Here is an 18,328-nt window from a genome sequence, read left to right on the forward strand (position 1 = left end):
AGTTTTTGTCCAGATAATGCGCGCAGAACTGCCTCGAAGGCATATTATCTGGACAAAAACCCGGGTCGGGCGGGCGTGGGAAGATTGTTGGCGTGGCCCACATAGACATTTCCGGTATTGACTACTTCCTCTCCGATGGCACCCAGCTGCTCAACGGCGTCACTTTCAAGGTCCCGGACGGTACCAAAACCGCCCTGATCGGACCCAACGGCACGGGCAAGACCACGCTCTTCCGGATCATTTCCGGCGACCTCGTACCGGACGAAGGCGTGATCGGGCGATCCGGAAACATGGGCATCATGCGCCAGTTCGTGGGCCAGGTCCGGGACGATTCCACGGTCCGAGATCTGCTGGTGTCCGCCGCTCCGCCGGCCCTGGCCGCCGCGGCCAGGGAGGTGGACGAGGCCGAGCTCGCGATGGTGGAGCACGACGACGAGCCCAGCCAGATGCGGTACGCGCAGGCCATCGTGGACTGGGGAGATGCCGGCGGTTATGACGTGGAGACTGTCTGGGACGAGGTCTGCATGGCCGCCCTGGGACTGCCCTTTGACCGCGCACAGCACCGCCCGGCGTCGAGCCTTTCCGGCGGCGAGCAGAAGCGGCTGGTGCTGGAGGCCCTGTTCGCGGGACCTGACCAACTCCTGCTCCTGGACGAACCGGACAACTACCTTGATGTGCCCGGCAAGCGCTGGCTTGAGGACAAGCTCAACGAGTCCAAAAAGACTGTCTTCTTCATCAGCCACGACCGCGAGCTGCTCAACAATGCCGCCGGCCGCATCGTGACCCTTGAGCCGGGCATCAACGGCGCAGGCGCCTGGGTGCACGGCGGCGGCTTCGGCTCCTACGTCGACGCCCGCGCCGACCGGAACGCCCGCTTCGAAGAGCTCCGCAAGCGCTGGGACGAGGAGCACGTGAAGCTCAAGGAACTCGTCAACATGTACAAGAACAAGGCGGCATTCCGCTCCGATATGGCCAACCGCTACCAGGCCGCCCAGACGCGCCTGGCCAAGTTCCTCGAGGCCGGCCCGCCGGAAGCATTGCCGATCGAGCAGAACGTGCGCATGCGCCTGAAGGGCGGCCGGACCGCCAAACGGGCCGTTGTGGCTGAGAAACTGGAACTGACCGGGCTGATGAAGCCGTTCTCCACCGAGGTGTGGTTCGGTGACCGCGTGGGTGTGCTCGGCTCCAACGGCTCCGGCAAGAGCCACTTCCTTCGCCTTCTGGCCACGGGCGGGACGGACCCGGAACGGGAGCACCTCCCCGTGTCCGACGTCGATATTGCCGAAGTGCCGCACGAGGGGACCGTGAAACTCGGCGCCCGTATCCGGCCCGGCTTCTTCGCCCAGACCCACGTCCGGCCCGACCTCCTGGGTAAGACCCTGCTGGAGATCCTGCACCGCGGCGACGAGCACCGGTCCGGCCTGGGCCGCGAGGCAGCCGCCGGCGCATTGGACGGTTACGGCCTGGCGTCGCAGTCGGAGCAGAAGTACGACTCCCTCTCCGGCGGCCAGCAGGCACGGTTCCAGATCCTGCTGCTGCAGCTCTCCGGCGCCACGCTCCTGCTGCTGGATGAGCCCACGGACAACCTGGACCTGCATTCGGCCGAGGCACTGGAAAAAGCCATTGACCATTTCGAGGGAACCGTCTTGGCAGTCACCCACGACCGCTGGTTCGCCCGCACCTTCGACCGGTTCCTGGTGTTCGGTTCCGACGGCCGCGTCTACGAATCCGCCGAGCCCGTGTGGGACGAAAAGCGGGTTGAGCGCGCCCGCTGAGCATCGGGCGGCGCTCATATGATCAAAGATTGCTATCATATGAGCATGAAGACTGAAGAGCGGCACCGCCTGATCGGGGAGCTGCTTCGCCACCAGGCCGAGATCTCGGTGGAAGAGCTGACCCAGGCGTGCGACACATCGGGCGCCACCATCCGCCGCGACCTCGAGCTGCTCGCATCGCATGGTGTGCTGCGCAGGGTCCATGGCGGTGCCAGGAGCCTGATTGCCGGCGGCGAAAACCCGGGCTACGGCCAGCGCGAACTCGAAGACCAGGCCGTGAAGGCCAGGATCGCCGTCGCCGTTGCAGGCCTGCTGGGAGATCGCGAACTCGTGTGGCTGGACAGCGGCACCACAGCCACGGAAATTGCCCGCGTCCTCCGCGGGCGCGAACTGACGCTGATGCCCATGTCCATGCGCGCCCTGACGACGGTCACCGACGACGACCCGCATGCCGGCCAGCGTCCCGCCCTGCTGCTCCCCGGCGGAAGTCTGGTTCCCGGCGAGCTCTCCTTCCGCGGCCCGCTCGCGGAAGCCAACATCCGGTCCCTGCGCTTCGACACGGCGGTGGTCACGCCCTGCGCCCTGAACCTCAGGGACGGTCTCCTGGCCCATGATCTGGAAGACGCCGCAGTGAAGCGGGCCGGACTTGAATCCGCGGCGCGGGTGATTGTTGCCTGCGCCGGCGCCAAATGGAATGCCACCGCGATGGCCCTGGTTGCCCCCTTGGACACCGTGAACGTGATAGTTACGGACAAAGACCTGAGTGCGGACGAACTCGCACACCTCAACAAGCTCTCGGTGGAAGTAGTCAAAGCATGAGCATCAACACCAGCACGACGGCCGGACCGTCCCTCAGGGCAGCCGCCGCAGCCACTTTTGTGGTCTTCGGGATCAACGGCTTTGTCTTTGCCAGCTGGGCCGCCAGGATCCCCGCCGTCACCGAGACGCTGCACCTGACCTCCGGCCAGATGGGCACGCTGCTGCTGTGCATCGCCGTCGGCTCCCTGCTCGCCCTTCCGACGGCGGGACTTGTGGTGGGGAAGATCGGCACCGCCAATGCCGTGCGCGCAGGCGGTCTGCTGTCAGCCCTGGCCGGGGTGGGCATTGCCCTTTCCCTGTCGGCGGAATCGATCCCGGGCACTGCCGTTTCGCTGTTCTTCTTCGGCATTGGCGTCGGGCTGTGGGACGTTTCCCAGAATATTGAAGGTGCCGACGTCGAGCACAAGCTTCGGCGCACCATCATGCCGCAGTTCCATGCGGCCTTCAGCGGCGGGGCCTTTGTGGGGGCACTGATCGGTGCGGGCCTCTCAACACTCGGTATTGGCCTGCCGTTGCACCTGCTGGTCATCGCCGCTGTAGTAGTGGTGGTAGCCCTCGTGGCGCCCCGCTATTTCCTCCCCCACGCGGCCCATGCCGCTCCGGTCGAGGGTGAACCGACGGCTGTGAAGGGGCCATCGGCCTGGCGTGACGGCCGCACCCTGCTGATCGGCGTTGTGGTCCTGGGTGCAACCCTCACCGAAGGCGCCGGAAACGACTGGATCGCCAAGGCCACTGTTGACGGCCTGGGCAGTTCGGAATCCACCGGTGCCCTGATGTTCGCCTTGTTTGTCCTGGCGATGACGGCGATGCGGCTCTTTGGCGGCCGCGTGATCGACATCTACGGCCGCGTCGTAGTCCTCCGGGCCAGCATGGTCGCGGCCACGGCGGGTCTGTGCCTGTTTGTGCTCGCGGGGAACATCTGGCTGGCCGGGGTTGGTGCTGCGCTGTGGGGCGTGGGCTCCGCGCTGGCATTCCCCATGGGAATGTCAGCCGCCGCCGACGATCCGAAGCATGCAGCGGCGCGGGTCTCGGTTGTATCCACTTTGGGGTATGTTTCGTTCCTCGCCGGCCCGCCGTTGCTGGGCTACCTGGGCGACCTCACGGGAATCCACCTGGCGCTCCTCGCGATCCTCGCCCCGATCCTGGTGGCACTGCTCCTCGCCGGCGCCGCGAGGCCATTGGCCTCCAAGCCCCAGTCCTCCGCGCCCCAGTCCTCCGCGCCCCAGTCCTCCAAGTAGGGGAACCCCACCGGTATTAGGGTGGGGAGATGTACAGAGTGTGGCGCAATGGACCGGGCTGGATCAGCCGCTTTGACCGGCACCTTGTCCGCGGCGTGTCGTCGTTCCCGGGTGGAAACCACGATGAGTTCTTCCGCCGCATTTCGGCCTCCGCCACCCACGGCAAACTGTGGATCGGGGCAGCGGCGATCATGGCCGCCTTCCCCGGCAAACCCCGCCGGGCCGCCCTGCACGGGCTGATCGCCCAAGCGGTGGCATCGGCGGTGACCAACGTGGTGTTCAAAACCCTGTTGCCGCGGGCACGCCCGCTCCCTGAGCATCTGCCGGTTTTCCGGTTCGTCCATCCGCAGCCCACCAGTTCGTCCATGCCATCGGGGCATTCGGCCTCAGCTATCGCCTTCGCGCTCGGCGCCGGCCTGGTCAAGCCGGTTGTCGGTGCGGCACTTGCGCCGGCGGCGCTGGGGGTGGCCTATTCCCGCGTCCACACGGGGGCCCACTGGCCATCGGATGTGTTCTTCGGTTCGGCGATCGGCGCAGGGGCGGCGCTGGTGACCCGTAAGTGGTGGCCCGTCCGCCCACCGTTTCCCGGAGTATCGCGCACCGCAACCCAAGCCCCGGAGCTGCCGGGCGGTGAAGGTCTCAGCATCGTGGTGAATACCCTCGGCGGCTCCTTCACGGAACAAACGGCAGGCGCACTCCAAGAAGTATTCCCCAAGGCGTATATAAAAACGGTCGAGCTGGGAGAGAGCGTGGAGGAGGCCATCCAGGCCACCGCTTCCCACCCGCACACCCGTGCCCTGGGCGTGTGGGGCGGCGACGGTACCGTTGGCACCGCCGCCGCAGCCGCCGTCGAACATTCCCTTCCCCTGCTGGTGCTCCCGGGCGGAACACTCAACCACTTCGCGCGGGACACGGGGACTGCCAACCTCAAGGACGCTGTGGCAGCCGCGGCCGCTGGTGAAGCCGCGCGGGCCGACGTCGGCCTTGTGACCGTGGAGCGCGGGCTGGCGGGCAACCCGGAAACGGCTGACCTGGTCATGCTGAACACGGCCAGCATCGGCCTGTACCCCAACCTGGTCCGGCGCAGGGAGCAGCTGCAGCCGGCCCTCGGCAAACCGCTGGCCGGCGTGGTGGCAATGTTCCGGACCTTCGCCGCGGGAACACCCACCACCCTGACCGTGGACGGTGTCCGGCACAAACTCTGGATCGCGTACATCGGACGCGGGCGCTACTACCCCCGGGACCACGCGCCCCTGTCGCGGCCCGTGCTGGACGATGGCGTCCTGGATGTCCGCATGATCACTGCCGACGAATCCTTTGCCCGGCTCCGGCTCCTGTGGTCGGTGCTGACCGGCACGGTGGCGACCTCCCGGATCACCCATCTGCGGGAGGCTACCGAGGTCCGGATTGAGTCGGAGGGCTCCCCCCTGGCACTGGCGGTCGACGGCGAGGCGCTGGCGGGCGTGCGCAGCGTCCGGATCCGGGTGGAGCCGCGTGCCTTGACCTACTACTCGCCCCGCACCTAAGGCTGCTGCGCCCCTGAGGGGACCCCTGATCATCCGTGCGGACTACCCTGATTCGACCCTGAATCATCCCTGAGACAGGCGAAATCCGGCCGAGCCGTCGGTAGCGTGGAGCGTACACACGAAAACTTCCCCGCATCCCGCAGCCACCAGGCTGCTGTTCTAAGGAACATTTCCATGATTGAGGCAACAGGCCTGTCAAAGGTCTACGGCAGCAAAACGGCGGTTGACGGCGTCAGCTTCACCGTCAAAGCAGGGCAGGTAACGGGCTTCCTGGGCCCGAACGGTGCCGGCAAATCCACCACCATGCGCATGATCATGGGACTGGACCGGCCGACGTCGGGCACGGTCACCGTCAACGGCCTGCACTACGCCGATCACAAGGCCCCCCTGCACCAGGTGGGTGCGCTGCTGGACGCCAAAGCCGTCCACACCAGCCGCAGCGCCTACAACCACCTGCGGGCCATGGCGGCGACGCACAACATTCCCACGTCCCGGGTGCATGAAGTCATCGAAATGACCGGCCTGGAGGCAGTGGCCCGGAAGAAGGCAGGCGGCTTCTCGCTGGGCATGGGGCAGCGCCTGGGCATTGCCAACGCGCTCCTTGGCGACCCGCAGACCCTGATCCTGGACGAGCCGGTCAACGGCCTCGATCCGGAAGGTGTGTTGTGGGTCCGCAACCTGGTCCGCTACCTCGCCGGGCAGGGCAAGACCGTCTTCCTGTCCTCACACCTCATGAGCGAAATGGCGCAGACGGCAGACCACCTGATTGTGATCGGCCGCGGCAAAATCATCGCGGACGCCCCCGTGCAGGACATCATTGCGGGCACCCGTCAGGTCAAGACCCTGGTCCGCACCTCCGCAGCCACCCAGCTGTCCGCCCTGCTGTCCGGCGATGGCGTGACCGTGGACCAGGGCCAGCCCGAAACCCTGGAAGTGACAGGCCTGGACGCACGCCAGATCGCCCAGGTGGCACTGGACAACCGGGTGCTCGTCTACGAACTCACCCCGCAGCAGTCGTCTCTGGAAGACGCCTACTTCGATCTCACCAAGGACGAAGTGGAATACCACTCACACCTGACCGGTGGACCCGCCGGCGAGTTCGCCCGGGAAACCGCCCCGGCAACGGCAGGAAAGTAAGGACGATGACCACCATGACTGAAACCCAAACTTCCCGGGTCCGCTCCACCGCTGGTACCAAGGGCGTGACCTTCGCCGGTGTGCTGCGGTCCGAATGGATCAAGCTGTTCTCCCTGATGTCCACCCGCATCCTGCTGCTCCTGACCCTGGTGGCGATTATCGGCGTCGGGGCCCTCGCGGTCCTGATCCGGTTCTCCTTCCTGGACGAAATGGCACGGCAGGCCCGGGACCAGGGCCAGACCCTGACGCCGGAAATGATGTCGCAGACTTTCCCGCCAGGATCAGGCTTTGACCTGTACAACCTGCCCAATGCAGGCCTGCAGATCGGCATCCTGGTGCTGGGCTCGCTGGCTGTCCTGTTCATCTCCTCCGAGTACGCCACGGGAATGATCCGTTCCACCATGAACGCCGTCCCGCGCCGCACACCGGCCTTTGTGGCCAAGGCGATCCTGCTCGCCGTGATCTCCTACGTCATCACCACCGTCGCCGCCGTGGCCACGTTCCTGATCGCCATGCCGGTCTTCCAGGGACTGGGCTTGGACCTGGACTGGTCCACGGACGGGGTGCTGTACAGCGTTTTCACGGGCGGCCTCTACGTTGCCGGGGTGGCCCTGATCGGACTGTCGCTCGGCGCACTGCTGCGCAACTCCGCGGGCGGAATCACCGTGCTGGTGGGCCTGTTCTTCGTCCTGTCCATTGCGGCGAGCTTTATGACCTTCATCCCCGGTGACTTCTGGAAGTACGTGCCCCAGTACCTCCCCAGCGACGCCGGCGGACGGTTCCTGTCCATTGGCCACACCGACGGCGTCATCGATCCCTGGCAGGGCGGCCTGATATTCCTGGGCTACGTTCTGCTGTTCCTGGTACCGGCCATGATCGTGCTCAAGAAACGCGACGTCTAGGCGGACACTAGGCTCAGAGCATGAATGAAGCGGCACTCGTGAGGGACGCGCCGGCCAGCCAGGCCGACGCGTCCCTTGCCGAAATCACGGCCAAGCGCCGCGGCCTGCTCCGGCGCTACCTTTACCAGCACCCCCGGGTGATGGACGGTGTGGTGGTGTTCAGCTACGCGCTGCTGGTGGCGCCGACCGTGGTGGACTCGATCATGTCCGGCGCCTGGCTGGCGGCGGCGCTCCTCTTCGTGGTCGCCGGGGCCCTGTTCTTCCGGCGCTCCCACTCCGTGGCGTTGGCTGCCTTCGTCGCGGTGATGGAAGTGGCGGTCACGCTGCTGCACCCGTGGGGCTCAAATGTCTCGGCGGGCCTGTGGTTCTCGCTGTATGCCGTGGCCGTGGTGCACACGCGCCGGTTCGCGCTGGTGGCCATGGCCGCCGCCACGGCGCCGCTGGCCCTGCTGTACCTGCTGGCCGCCGTTGGTCCCATGGAGAATTCCTTCGGCCACGATGCCGGCGGCAATCCCGGCGACTTCCACCTCCTGACCAGCATCGCCACCGGCGCCACCATCGCCCTGTCCAACGTCATCGCCACCGGGATCGGAATCTCGGTGCGGCAGCGGCGGGAGCATGAGCAGGAGATCGCCGCGTGGGTGGCGCGGACGGCCAGCCTGGCGTCCGTCAACGAACGGAACCGGATCGCCCGCGAAATGCACGACGTTGTGGCGCACTCACTGACGGTAATGGTCAGCCTCTCAGATGGCGCCGCCGTCGTGGTCCGGAAAAGCCCCGACCGCGCCGGCGAAGTGCTGGGCGAACTGTCGCGGACCGGCCGGACCGCCCTGGCGGACATGCGGCGAGTCCTGGGCGTACTCCGGGACGACGCCGGCGGCACGGCGCCACGGCTGCCGCTCGCTTCGGGCGACAGCCTGGCGAAGCTCCTGGAGGGCTTCCGCACCGCGGGCCTGCCGCTGCACTACTCGCACACCGGCCCGGCGCTGCCCGACGACGCGGCCTTCCAGCTGACGGTCTACAGGATTGTGCAGGAGTCACTGACCAATGTGCTCCGCTACGGCCGGTCGCTGGGACGCGTGGACGTGGGCATCGTCCGGGCCGGCTCCACGGTCACCATTGAAGTGCTCGACGACGGCGCGGGAGTCCCGGGCCCGGGCACCTCCGACGGCGGCGGGCCGGGTTCAGGACTCCCAGGCTCCGGCGTCGGGCCCGGTTCCGGCCAGGGGCTGGCGGGGATGGCCGAGCGGGCGCGCATCTACGCAGGCACTGTGGTGGCCGGGCGGCGCGGCCGCGGCTGGCGTGTGTGTGCCGTCCTGACCTGGCCGGCCGACGAGCCCGCGGAAGCCCCACAACCGTCCACCCCGACTGCAAGGCACACGTGACTGAGACCCATCCGATAACCGTCCTGCTGGTTGATGACCAGCCGCTGCTGAGGATGGGGTTCCGCCTTATCCTCGAGGGCGAGGAAGACCTGCATATTGTGGGCGAAGCCTCCGACGGTGCCGAGGCGGTCCGGCTGGTCCGCGATCTCAAACCCGACGTGGTGCTGATGGACGTCCGGATGCCCGTGCTGGACGGTATCGAGGCAACCCGCGCCATCACCGCCTCCGGATCCTGCGCCCGGATCATCATCCTCACCACCTTCGATGTGGACGAATACGCCTTCGCCGGGCTCCAGGCAGGCGCGTCCGCGTTCCTCCTCAAGGACGTGGCGCCGTCGGATCTGGTCAATGCCGTCCGGGTGGTGGCCAGCGGGGATGCGGTGGTAGCCCCGCGGGTCACGCAGCGGCTGTTGGAGACCTATGTCCGGGGTGCGGCCGTGCCGGCCCCCTCGGCCGCACCGCGGGATTCGCTGCTCGAAGACCTCACGCCACGCGAAACAGAAATGCTCGAAGCCATGGCGGAGGGCCTCTCCAATGCCGAGATCGCGCACCGGTATTTTCTCTCCGAAGCAACGGTGAAGACCCATGTCCGCCGCATCCTGACCAAGCTTCACCTGCGCGACCGGGTCCAGGCAGTGGTTTACGCCTACGAGACGGGCCTGGTGGTCCCCAGCAATCCGGATTACTGACGCTGGCGCGGCCTGCTGACGCTGGCGCGGCCTGCTGACGCTGGCGCGGACGACTGACGCACAGGTTCCGCACAGGAAGGGCCTATGCAGGGGATAGGCGGGGCGCGTTGGATGGAGCCATGAGCAACCACCTTCCCCACCCCAACCACGACCGCGGCCTTGAGTTTGATCTGTCCACCATGATCAGCCGCCGTTCCCTCGGAATGTTCCTCGGCGCCGGCGGTGCGGCAGCGGCTTTGGCAGCGTGCACCCCCGGCGGGTCAGGCACCACAGCCAGCACGTCGACGTCGGCCGCCACGGAGAGTGCCACAGCCACCGCAAGCGCCGCCAGTACGACGGCGACACCCACCGCCAGCCCCACGCTCACCCGGGCGATCGCGGAGTGCGGGGTGGAGATTCCGCAGGAAACTGCAGGTCCTTACCCCGGTGACGGCTCGAACGGCCCCAACGTCCTGGCTGCCTCCGGGGTGGTGCGGCAGGACATCACCTCAAGCTTCGGAACCGGGTCTGCTTCGGCTGAAGGCGTGCCGCTGACGTTCACCCTGACGCTGCTGGACAACGCCAACGGCTGCGTCCCGCTGGCCGGCGCTGCCGTTTACGCCTGGCACTGCGACCGGGACGGCAGGTACTCCATGTACGATTCCGGACTGGCAAACGAAAACTACCTCCGCGGCGTCCAGGAGGCGGACGTCAATGGCCAGGTCACCTTCACGTCCATCTTCCCCGGAGCCTATTCCGGGCGCTGGCCGCACATCCACTTCGAGGTGTTCGAGTCCATGAGCAACGCCACGGCCGCCGGACAGGTACTGGCGGTATCGCAGATCGCGCTGACCAAGGCCGCCTGCGACGACGTCTACGCCACTCCCGGCTACGAAGCCAGCATCGCGAACATGAAGCGGACCACCCTGCAGTCGGACAACGTCTTCAGGAATGACGGCGGTATCTACCAGCTGGCCACCATGACCGGATCGGCTTCGGCCGGCTACACCGCGGGGCTCAACGTGACCATCTAGACTCGGAACCATGCCTTCACGCTCCAGTGCCGCCGCCTCCAGTGCCAGTGACCACATCCAGGACCTGGGCGCGTACGTCAGCGCATCGCCGTCGAGCTTCCACGCCGTCCACGAGGCCGCCCGCCGGCTGGATGAAGCCGGGTTCACCGGCCTGGACGAGCGTGAGCCCTGGGCCGGCGGGGCCCGTTCGTTCTACCTGGTCCGCGACGGCGCGCTGATCGCCTGGGTGGTCCCGGAAGACGCCGGACCCACCACGGGGTTCAACATCCTCGGCGCGCACACGGACTCCCCGTCCTTCAAGCTCAAGCCCAAGCCCACCACGGGGGCGTTCGGCTGGCTGCAGGCCGGAGTGGAGGTCTACGGCGGGCCGCTGCTGAACTCCTGGCTGGACCGCGAACTCCAGCTGGCGGGCCGGCTGGTCCTGCTGGACGGCACCGAACACCTCACCGCCACCGGCCCCATGCTCCGCTTCCCGCAGCTGGCCATCCACCTTGACCGTGCGGTAAATGACGGCCTGACCCTGGACAAGCAGCGGCACATGAACCCCGTGTGGGGCCTGGGGAATCCCGCCGATTCTGACTTGCTCAGTGTTCTGGCGTCCCACGTGCCCGGCGCCACGGTTGATGCGGCGCAGATTGGCGGGTACGACGTCGTTATTGCAGACACGCAGGCACCCGGGGTTTTCGGGGCCAACAGTGAGTTCTTCGCCTCCGGGCGACTGGACAACCTTTCCGCGACGCACGCAGGGCTGGCGGCGCTGATCGCGCATTCTTCAGCTGCGTCAGGCGGTGCGGCAGGTGGGCCGATCGCCGTCCTCGCGGCGTTCGACCACGAGGAAATCGGTTCCAACTCCCGTTCCGGCGCGTGCGGGCCCATCCTCGAAGACGTCCTCGTGCGGGTCTCCGACGGCCTCGGCGCCACGGTGAGCCAGCGGCGGCAGGCGCTGGCGGCGTCGTTCTGTGTTTCCGCGGACGCCGGCCACGCCGTCCACCCCAACTACCCGGAGCGGCACGATCCGGCCAACCACCCGGTCCTGAACGGCGGCCCGCTGCTCAAGATCAACGCCAACCAGCGGTACGCGACCGATGCCACCGGCGCGGCTTTCTGGGCCAGGCTGTGCGGGGAGGCGAAGGTGCCGTACCAGGAATTTGTGTCCAACAACGTGATGCCCTGCGGCTCCACCATCGGCCCCCTGACCGCCACGCGCCTGGGGATCCGGACTGTCGACGTCGGCGTGCCCCTGCTCTCGATGCACTCCGCACGTGAGCTCTGCGGTGTGGCGGACCCGCACCGGTTGGCAACGGTTACGGAGCTTTTCTTCCGGACGGCGATGTAGGCGTGGCCTGAACGCGGTCGGCCAATTCGGCTATCTGGCCGGAAGGGGCCTCCCAGCGTTCGGTCCGCCCGCTGACGGATGTCGGCGGTGCTTCATGGAAGGCGGGACACCTGACGCTACGGACCATTTTCATCGGGGCTCCTGGGCACTTGGAAATCGTCAACCTGAAGTCCCTTATGCCCGCTAGCCCAGATACAGCGGTCAAATCCCTACAATATGGGCGGAATGAGAACCCCTATACCTAATATTCGGACCGGCGGCCAAACCCCTGTACTTGGGTAGGAGACGTATGTCCGGCGCTCAAAAGTGAGTACCTGCCACTGGTGACAGGCGCTTCAGGCCAGCCATAGGCTCATCTCTACGGCCAGAGTCGAAGGCTAAATGAGAGCTGGGGCCAGAGACCAGACCCATGACCGGATAAAGCGATAAATCTGCGCCCGACTTCTGAGTCGAGTGCGGAGTTGACTAAATCCGCAAGCGTCATGAAGTGGTGAGGTATTTGTCTATTTCAACCCAGCTCCCAATAACATTCCCGATGCTGGCCTTCGAAGCTCCGAGGGCGTCGGTCAGTGTCGTCATTCCTACGCTGAACGAGGCGAGGAATATCCCGTGGGTTCTTCGCCGGATTCCCTCGTATGTGGACGAGGTTGTCATCGTGGACGGCCGTTCCACGGACAACACGGTGGGGGTAGCCCGCGCTATCCGTGACAATCTTGTCATCGTCGATGAGCAGCGCAAGGGTAAGGGCGTGGCGCTCCGTTCGGGTTTTGCCGCAGCCTCGGGGGACATCATTGTCATGCTGGATGCGGATGGCAGCATGGATCCGCAGGAGATCGGCTGGTTCGTTGCCCCGCTTCAGCACGATTTCGACTTCGTTAAGGGTTCGCGCCATGTCACGGGCGGAGGATCCGAAGACCTGACCCGGCTGAGGAAGGCCGGCAACCGCGCCCTGACCGGATTGGCCAATGCGGTCCTGCATAGCAACTACTCTGACCTTTGCTATGGATATATTGCGTTTCGGAGGGAATGCCTGGAGATCCTTCAGCTGGAATCGGACGGCTTTGAAATTGAGACCGAGCTGATTGTCCGGGCGGCAAAGGCCGGTCTGCGCATTGCCGAAGTCCCCAGCCTGGAGCTGGACCGGATCTCCGGGGCGTCGAACCTGCAGACGTTCCGTGACGGCTGGCGGGTACTGGGAACGCTGGCGCGCGAATGCACCATGTGGGAGGCGCCCACCGCAGGCGCCAGACCGGAAGCCCTCCGCCGGGTGAAATATACCTACGCAAATGTCAGCGTCCCGCGGACGCCTATGGATCCCCAAACGGTCCTCTCCCTCGTTAGGGGAGCGTAGCATGCTGGATCGTGGTGCACGTCCGAGCGTAACGATCGTCATTTGTGCTTATACCGAAAGGCGTTGGGACCGGTTGCTGGACGTCATAGAGTCCGTCCGGGCCCAATCAGTTGCACCCCAGGAGGTCCTGGTGGTGATTGATCATAACGCCGACCTCTACGAGCGGCTCACCGAAATTGTAGATGACGTGACGGTGGTGGAGAGCAGCGGTCCACGCGGGTTGTCCGGAGCGCGGAACACCGGCGTCGAACTTGCCGATTCGGACATTGTGGCCTTCCTCGACGACGACGCCGAGGCAGCCCCGGACTGGCTTCAACGGCTGCTTGCCCTCTATGACGATCCTGATGTCCTGGCCGTCGGCGGCCGTGTGGAACCGGTGTGGGAAACGGGCCGTCCGGGCTACTTCGGTGAAGAGCTCGACTGGATCGTAGGATGCAGCCACCGCGGAATGCCCAAGGTGGCCTCCGAGGTCCGGAACGTCATCGGCGCAAACATGTCCTTCAGGCTCGAAGTCCTCCGCCAGGTTGGCGGCTTCAACCTTTCGCTGGGGCGCCAGGGCACTTTGCCCCTTGGCTGCGAGGAGACCGAGATCTGCATCCGTTCGAAGATAGGCTCACCCGGATCGCGCATCGTCTACGAACCCGCGGCTTTGGTCCGTCACCATGTGCCGGCGGACAGGGGGACATTGCGCTACATGCTGTCGCGTTCCTGGTCCGAAGGTATCTCCAAAGCCCAGGTCAGCCGGGTGGTAGGCCAAAAAAGGGCTCTCGGCCCGGAACGGCGCTACGTGCGCAGCGTACTGCCACGGGCCGTTTTTTCCGGGATTCGTGATTGGGGCAGGGGCGACAACCCGCAGGGGCTGGGCCGGGCGGGAGCCGTCATCGCAGTCCTGGCTTGGACGGCCGCCGGGTACGTACGCGGACGCCGGATAGCGCACGTGGAGGGCCGCCCGCTGTCCGGGACCGTCATTGCGCGCGCACCGTGGAGCGAGGTCCAGTGAGCGAACGTGTCGATGAAACGGCTTGCCCGCAACACGTGAGCAGCAGCCGTGCTTTGGGCCAGCCCCCGCGGTTATGCCGATAATTCCAGGCTCTCCACCCCATCTGACCTGTGACGACGCATAAAGGTCGGCATAACGCGAACATCGGCATAAACAGGCGAGAAGTGCGGCCTATCAAATTCCTGAACCTTGTGTCGCAGGTTCGAATCCTGCGGGGAGCGCGTCGCTAACATGGCCGGGACCTCATCCCTAGGGATGGGGTCCCGGCCATGTTTAGTGCTCTTCCTGCCTGACCTAGCTCAGGGTGAGGATGAGCTTGGGTGCGAGCGTGCTGCCGGCTTCCTTGGAGTTGAGGTCCAGGCCGTCACCGCTGGTGGTGTCCATTCCCAGGGAGAGGTGTTGGCCGAGTTCACCGGTCAGTCCGCTGACCGTCAGCGGAATGTTGTAGGTGGTGTTGGTGGTGGTCGGGCCGAGGGTGCCGATGCTGGTGCCGAGCGCCGGGCGCAGGCTGTACGTTATCCCAGTCTCGGTCCAGCTGTCATCGGTGACCAGCTTGATGTTCTGCGTGCCCGTTGACCCGCTCCCGGCGCTGCGCAGCTGCAACGTTGCACTCTGGATGGTCCTGCCCGCATACGCTGACAGGTCGAACTTCAGGTACGTGACCTCCACCGGGCTGTTGTCCACACCCAGCAAGGTACTTGTGCCATTGTTCGTCCCCGGCGCCGTGCTCGTCACATAGCTGTCAGCGGTGGCCGTGAGCGTGACGGTCTCGGGTGTGCCGCCGCCCGCGGAAGCCGTGGTGAAGGTCCAGGTCCTGTCCGTCGCCAGCGGGTTGCCGGCAACATCCTTCACCCCAGCGGAGCCGCTCTTGATCGTCGCGGTGTACGTCGTGTTTGCGGCCAGGTCAGCATTCGGGTTCAACGTCGCAACGTTGCCCGTGTACGTCACAGCGGCCGGCACCGGTGTTGTCCCCGGCCCCGTCAACGTGAAGGTGCTCGAGGTGACCGTCGAGGCATCCATCGCCTCCGAGAACGACCCCGTCACATTCGCCGTCACCACCACACCAGTCGCACCAGCAACCGGAGAGGTACCCGTCACGGTCGGAGGCGTAGTATCGCCGCCACCCGCGGGAGCCGTGGTGAAGGTCCAGGTCCTGTCCGTCGCCAGCGGGTTGCCGGCAACATCCTTCACCCCAGCGGAGCCGCTCTCGATCGTGGCCGTGTACGTCGTGTTTGCGGCCAGGTCAGCATTCGGGTTCAACGTCGCAACGTTGCCCGTGTACGTCACAGCGGCCGGCACCGGTGTTGTCCCCGGCCCCGTCAACGTGAACGTGCTCGAGGTGACCGTCGAGGCATCCATCGCCTCCGAGAACGACCCCGTCACATTCGCCGTCACCGCCACACCAGTCGCACCAGCAACCGGAGACGTACCCGTCACGGTCGGAGGCGTAGTATCACCGCCACCACCGCCGCCGCTCAGGGTGAGGACGAGCTTGGGTGCGAGCGTGCTGCCGGCCTCCTTGGAGTTGAGGTCCAGGCCGTCACCGCTGGTGGTGTCCATTCCCAGGGAGAGGTGTTGGCCGAGCTCACCGGCCAGTCCGCTGACCGTCAGCGGAATGTTGTAGGTGGTGTTGGTGGTGGTCGGGCCGAGGGTGCCGATGCTGGTGCCGAGCGCCGGGCGCAGGCTGTACGTTATCCCAGTCTCGGTCCAGCTGTCATCGGTGACCAGCTTGATGTTCTGCGTGCCCGTTGACCCGCTCCCGGCGCTGCGCAGCTGCAACGTTGCACTCTGGATGGTCCTGCCCGCATACGCTGACAGGTCGAACTTCAGGTACGTGACCTCCACCGGGCTGTTGTCCACACCCAGCAAGGTACTTGTGCCATTGTTCGTCCCCGGCGCCGCGCTTGAGACAAAGCTGTCAGCGGTGGCCGTGAGCGTGACGGTCTCGGGTGTGCCGCCGCCCGCGGAAGCCGTGGTGAAGGTCCAGGTCCTGTCCGTCGCCAGCGGGTTGCCGGCAACATCCTTCACCCCAGCGGAGCCGCTCTTGATCGTCGCGGTGTACGTCGTGTTTGCGGCCAGGTCAGCATTCGGGTTCAACGTCGCAACGTTGCCCGTGTACGTCACAGCGGCCGGCACCGGTGTTGTCCCCGGCCCCGTCAACGTGAACGTGCTCGAGGTGACCGTCGAGGCATCCATCGCCTCCGAGAACGACCCCGTCACATTCGCCGTCACCGCCACACCAGTCGCACCAGCAACCGGAGACGTACCCGTCACGGTCGGAGGCGTAGTATCGCCGCCACCCGCGGGAGCCGTGGTGAAGGTCCAGGTCCTGTCCGTCGCCAGCGGGTTGCCGGCAACATCCTTCACCCCATTGGGGCCGCTCTCGATCGTGGCCGTGTACGTCGTGTTTGCGGCCAGGTCAGCATTCGGGTTCAACGTCGCAACGTTGCCCGTGTACGTCACAGCGGCCGGCACCGGTGTTGTCCCCGGCCCCGTCAACGTGAACGTGCTCGAGGTGACCGTCGAGGCATCCATCGCCTCCGAGAACGTCCCCGTCACATTCGCCGTCACTGCCACACCAGTCGCACCAGCAACCGGAGACGTACCCGTCACGGTCGGAGGCGTAGTATCACCACCACCACCGCTGGGGTCGTAAGAGTGCCAGTACCGGCTGGTGGCGTTCACATCGGCGAGCAACAGCAGACCGCTGTTGGCCGTGCCCCACGCCGCGCTGTTGAGGTTCTGCTTCGTCGACGTCACGTTGTGGACATACTGGTCGGCGTCCACGATACGAGCCGTCTTCGCGGTGGTGAAGTTGATGTTATTCAGCGGCGAGGACTTCTCGTAGATCGCACCCCCCGAGCTAGTGCAGACACCAGCGTTCGTCGTGCCACTCGGCTTCGGATAGGTAGCGAAGGTACGCAGCCTCTGCGTGCTCTCATCAATCAAGACGATCACCCGGTTCGGGCACTCCGACACAGGCGCGATCGGGTGCGCCGACCAGGTCGTGCCATTCAATGCCAACAGCTGGATCAGCGGCTGCGGCGCCGCCGTGAACGACGTCTTGATGGCGGCGAAAACCCGGTCACCCGAGGAGTCCAGCCACTTCAAGTTCATATGGTCATCGCCGCTGCCCTGCCCCGACACCGCCGCCACAGGAGTGGTCCAGGCGGTGTTCGACGCTCCGTCGACGTGGTAGCTCCAGTACATGCCGTCGGTGGAGCCACCGACCTGCCGGCTCCACATCACACCCATTTTGTTCCCGTCGAACGCGATCAGAGCCGACGTGTCGTCCAAAGACACGTTGCTCAATGACGCAGGATGCTGGAACGGCGTCCCCCAGGTCTTGCCATCCGTGCCAGTGACATTCAGATAAATCCGGTTCGCCTGCTGCCACGTGGCCCACACCCGACCAGTCGAGTCCTTATCGATGGACAGGGCCTCAACGCGGTAGTTGTTGATGTTTGTAGGACTCTGCGCCAGCAGCGAGTACGTGTTGGTACTCGAGTTGTAGCTGTAACGTCGCATCGTCGTCGGGAAGCCCGGCTCAGCCGGCACACCGTCGTTGACGAACCGATAGCTCGCCACATACAACGTCGTCCCGTCCCACAACACGTCATGATGAGTGTTCGCCCGAGGGTCCGTCGCCACACCCGTATCGACCCACGAACTCGTCGCGGCATTGAACCGGAAGATATGAAAATCCGAGCTGGCAGTGTCCCACAGGTTCCCCCACCAGAGCCCGTCGTTGAACCACAACCCGCTCGTCGCCCGCTTCGAGCCCGTCGGCGTCCCCGTCCCCGAATGCGACGGACCCTCAACCCCAACATCACCCGGAGCAGCCGACGCCGCAACCGGCACCACCAGAACACTACCCAGCGCAAGCAGCAGCGCTGTCAGCAGTGCAGGGAGCCGCAGATTCCGCGACCCGCGTAGACGAAGACCAGCCGAGCGACCACCTCCCCGCCTTACGCATAGGGTGCAAAGGGCGAGTGCCTGGCTTAGCCACTTGACGGGCCTGTTTATCTTCATGGCTGATCTCCTGGGTTCTTGGATGTCACGCCTGAGCTCCGGGTATGCGTCGACAGAAACGACGGCAGAAGCCCTAGGCACCCAGCGTAGGAGCGCCCAATGAGGCCGCACAATGACAGCCCTGT

At 65.7% G+C, this 18,328-nt stretch carries 13 protein-coding genes; 12 read left to right on the forward strand and 1 reads right to left on the reverse strand.

Annotated features, from left to right (window positions below; translation table 11 throughout):
- Window positions 1-92: 92 nt before the first annotated feature.
- The 12 genes from ACX80V_RS04710 (at window position 93) to ACX80V_RS04765 (ending at window position 14,171) form a co-directional block, all read left to right on the forward strand.
- Window positions 93-1,775 (forward strand): ABC-F family ATP-binding cassette domain-containing protein, encoded by a 1,683-nt coding sequence (locus ACX80V_RS04710; RefSeq protein WP_485842175.1) that lies wholly within the window; start codon window positions 93-95, stop codon window positions 1,773-1,775.
- Between the two features lie 45 nt (window positions 1,776-1,820).
- Window positions 1,821-2,594 carry a DeoR/GlpR family DNA-binding transcription regulator gene (locus tag ACX80V_RS04715; protein WP_485842176.1) on the forward strand — a complete coding sequence of 258 codons (774 nt, stop codon included), beginning with the start codon at window positions 1,821-1,823 and terminating at the stop codon, window positions 2,592-2,594.
- Window positions 2,591-3,832 (forward strand): MFS transporter, encoded by a 1,242-nt coding sequence (locus tag ACX80V_RS04720; RefSeq protein ID WP_485842177.1) that lies wholly within the window; start codon window positions 2,591-2,593, stop codon window positions 3,830-3,832. The genes ACX80V_RS04715 and ACX80V_RS04720 overlap by 4 nt, the downstream gene beginning before the upstream one ends.
- Before the next feature lie 29 nt (window positions 3,833-3,861).
- On the forward strand, window positions 3,862-5,358 hold the full coding sequence (locus ACX80V_RS04725) for a bifunctional phosphatase PAP2/diacylglycerol kinase family protein (protein ID WP_485842178.1): 1,497 nt from the start codon (window positions 3,862-3,864) through the stop codon (window positions 5,356-5,358).
- 174 nt (window positions 5,359-5,532) lie between these two features.
- Window positions 5,533-6,495, forward strand: a complete 963-nt coding sequence (locus ACX80V_RS04730) for an ABC transporter ATP-binding protein (protein WP_485842179.1) — start codon at window positions 5,533-5,535, stop codon at window positions 6,493-6,495.
- A gap of 14 nt (window positions 6,496-6,509) precedes the next feature.
- A complete protein-coding gene (locus tag ACX80V_RS04735; protein WP_485842180.1) occupies window positions 6,510-7,397 on the forward strand; it encodes an ABC-2 transporter permease family protein in 888 nt (295 codons plus the stop codon).
- Window positions 7,398-7,417: 20 nt separating this feature from the next.
- Complete coding sequence (locus tag ACX80V_RS04740; protein WP_485842181.1) at window positions 7,418-8,782, forward strand: sensor histidine kinase; 1,365 nt, start codon at window positions 7,418-7,420, stop codon at window positions 8,780-8,782.
- The gene (locus ACX80V_RS04745; protein ID WP_485842182.1) at window positions 8,779-9,471 is read left to right on the forward strand and encodes a response regulator; all 693 of its coding nucleotides are present in this window, start codon (window positions 8,779-8,781) and stop codon (window positions 9,469-9,471) included. The genes ACX80V_RS04740 and ACX80V_RS04745 overlap by 4 nt, the downstream gene beginning before the upstream one ends.
- 119 nt (window positions 9,472-9,590) lie before the next feature.
- The gene (locus tag ACX80V_RS04750) at window positions 9,591-10,484 is read left to right on the forward strand and encodes an intradiol ring-cleavage dioxygenase (protein ID WP_485842183.1); all 894 of its coding nucleotides are present in this window, start codon (window positions 9,591-9,593) and stop codon (window positions 10,482-10,484) included.
- A 10-nt stretch (window positions 10,485-10,494) separates the two neighbouring features.
- A complete protein-coding gene (locus ACX80V_RS04755) occupies window positions 10,495-11,820 on the forward strand; it encodes a M18 family aminopeptidase (protein WP_485842184.1) in 1,326 nt (441 codons plus the stop codon).
- Between the two features lie 535 nt (window positions 11,821-12,355).
- Window positions 12,356-13,171: a glycosyltransferase family 2 protein gene (locus ACX80V_RS04760; protein ID WP_058930659.1), complete on the forward strand. Its 816-nt coding sequence runs from the start codon at window positions 12,356-12,358 to the stop codon at window positions 13,169-13,171.
- A gap of 1 nt (window position 13,172) precedes the next feature.
- Complete coding sequence (locus ACX80V_RS04765; protein WP_485842185.1) at window positions 13,173-14,171, forward strand: glycosyltransferase family 2 protein; 999 nt, start codon at window positions 13,173-13,175, stop codon at window positions 14,169-14,171.
- Between the two features lie 294 nt (window positions 14,172-14,465).
- Here the strand turns inward: ACX80V_RS04765 and ACX80V_RS04770 are convergent, their stop codons facing one another.
- Window positions 14,466-17,786, reverse strand: coding sequence for an Ig-like domain-containing protein (locus ACX80V_RS04770; RefSeq protein WP_485842186.1), 3,321 nt, complete (start codon window positions 17,784-17,786; stop codon window positions 14,466-14,468).
- Window positions 17,787-18,328 lie beyond the last annotated feature (542 nt).

This window comes from Pseudarthrobacter arbutini, assembly GCF_054510915.1.

What these genes read in the sequence shown, in the direction of transcription:
- ACX80V_RS04715 (WP_485842176.1), top strand. Translation starts at nt 1,821, where the DNA reads ATGAAGACTGAAGAGCGGCACCGCCTGATCGGGGAGCTGCTTCGCCAC.
- ACX80V_RS04720 (WP_485842177.1), top strand. Translation starts at nt 2,591, where the DNA reads ATGAGCATCAACACCAGCACGACGGCCGGACCGTCCCTCAGGGCAGCC.
- ACX80V_RS04725 (WP_485842178.1), top strand. Translation starts at nt 3,862, where the DNA reads ATGTACAGAGTGTGGCGCAATGGACCGGGCTGGATCAGCCGCTTTGAC.
- ACX80V_RS04730 (WP_485842179.1), top strand. Translation starts at nt 5,533, where the DNA reads ATGATTGAGGCAACAGGCCTGTCAAAGGTCTACGGCAGCAAAACGGCG.
- ACX80V_RS04735 (WP_485842180.1), top strand. Translation starts at nt 6,510, where the DNA reads ATGACTGAAACCCAAACTTCCCGGGTCCGCTCCACCGCTGGTACCAAG.
- ACX80V_RS04740 (WP_485842181.1), top strand. Translation starts at nt 7,418, where the DNA reads ATGAATGAAGCGGCACTCGTGAGGGACGCGCCGGCCAGCCAGGCCGAC.
- ACX80V_RS04750 (WP_485842183.1), top strand. Translation starts at nt 9,591, where the DNA reads ATGAGCAACCACCTTCCCCACCCCAACCACGACCGCGGCCTTGAGTTT.
- ACX80V_RS04755 (WP_485842184.1), top strand. Translation starts at nt 10,495, where the DNA reads ATGCCTTCACGCTCCAGTGCCGCCGCCTCCAGTGCCAGTGACCACATC.
- ACX80V_RS04760 (WP_058930659.1), top strand. Translation starts at nt 12,356, where the DNA reads ATGCTGGCCTTCGAAGCTCCGAGGGCGTCGGTCAGTGTCGTCATTCCT.
- ACX80V_RS04765 (WP_485842185.1), top strand. Translation starts at nt 13,173, where the DNA reads ATGCTGGATCGTGGTGCACGTCCGAGCGTAACGATCGTCATTTGTGCT.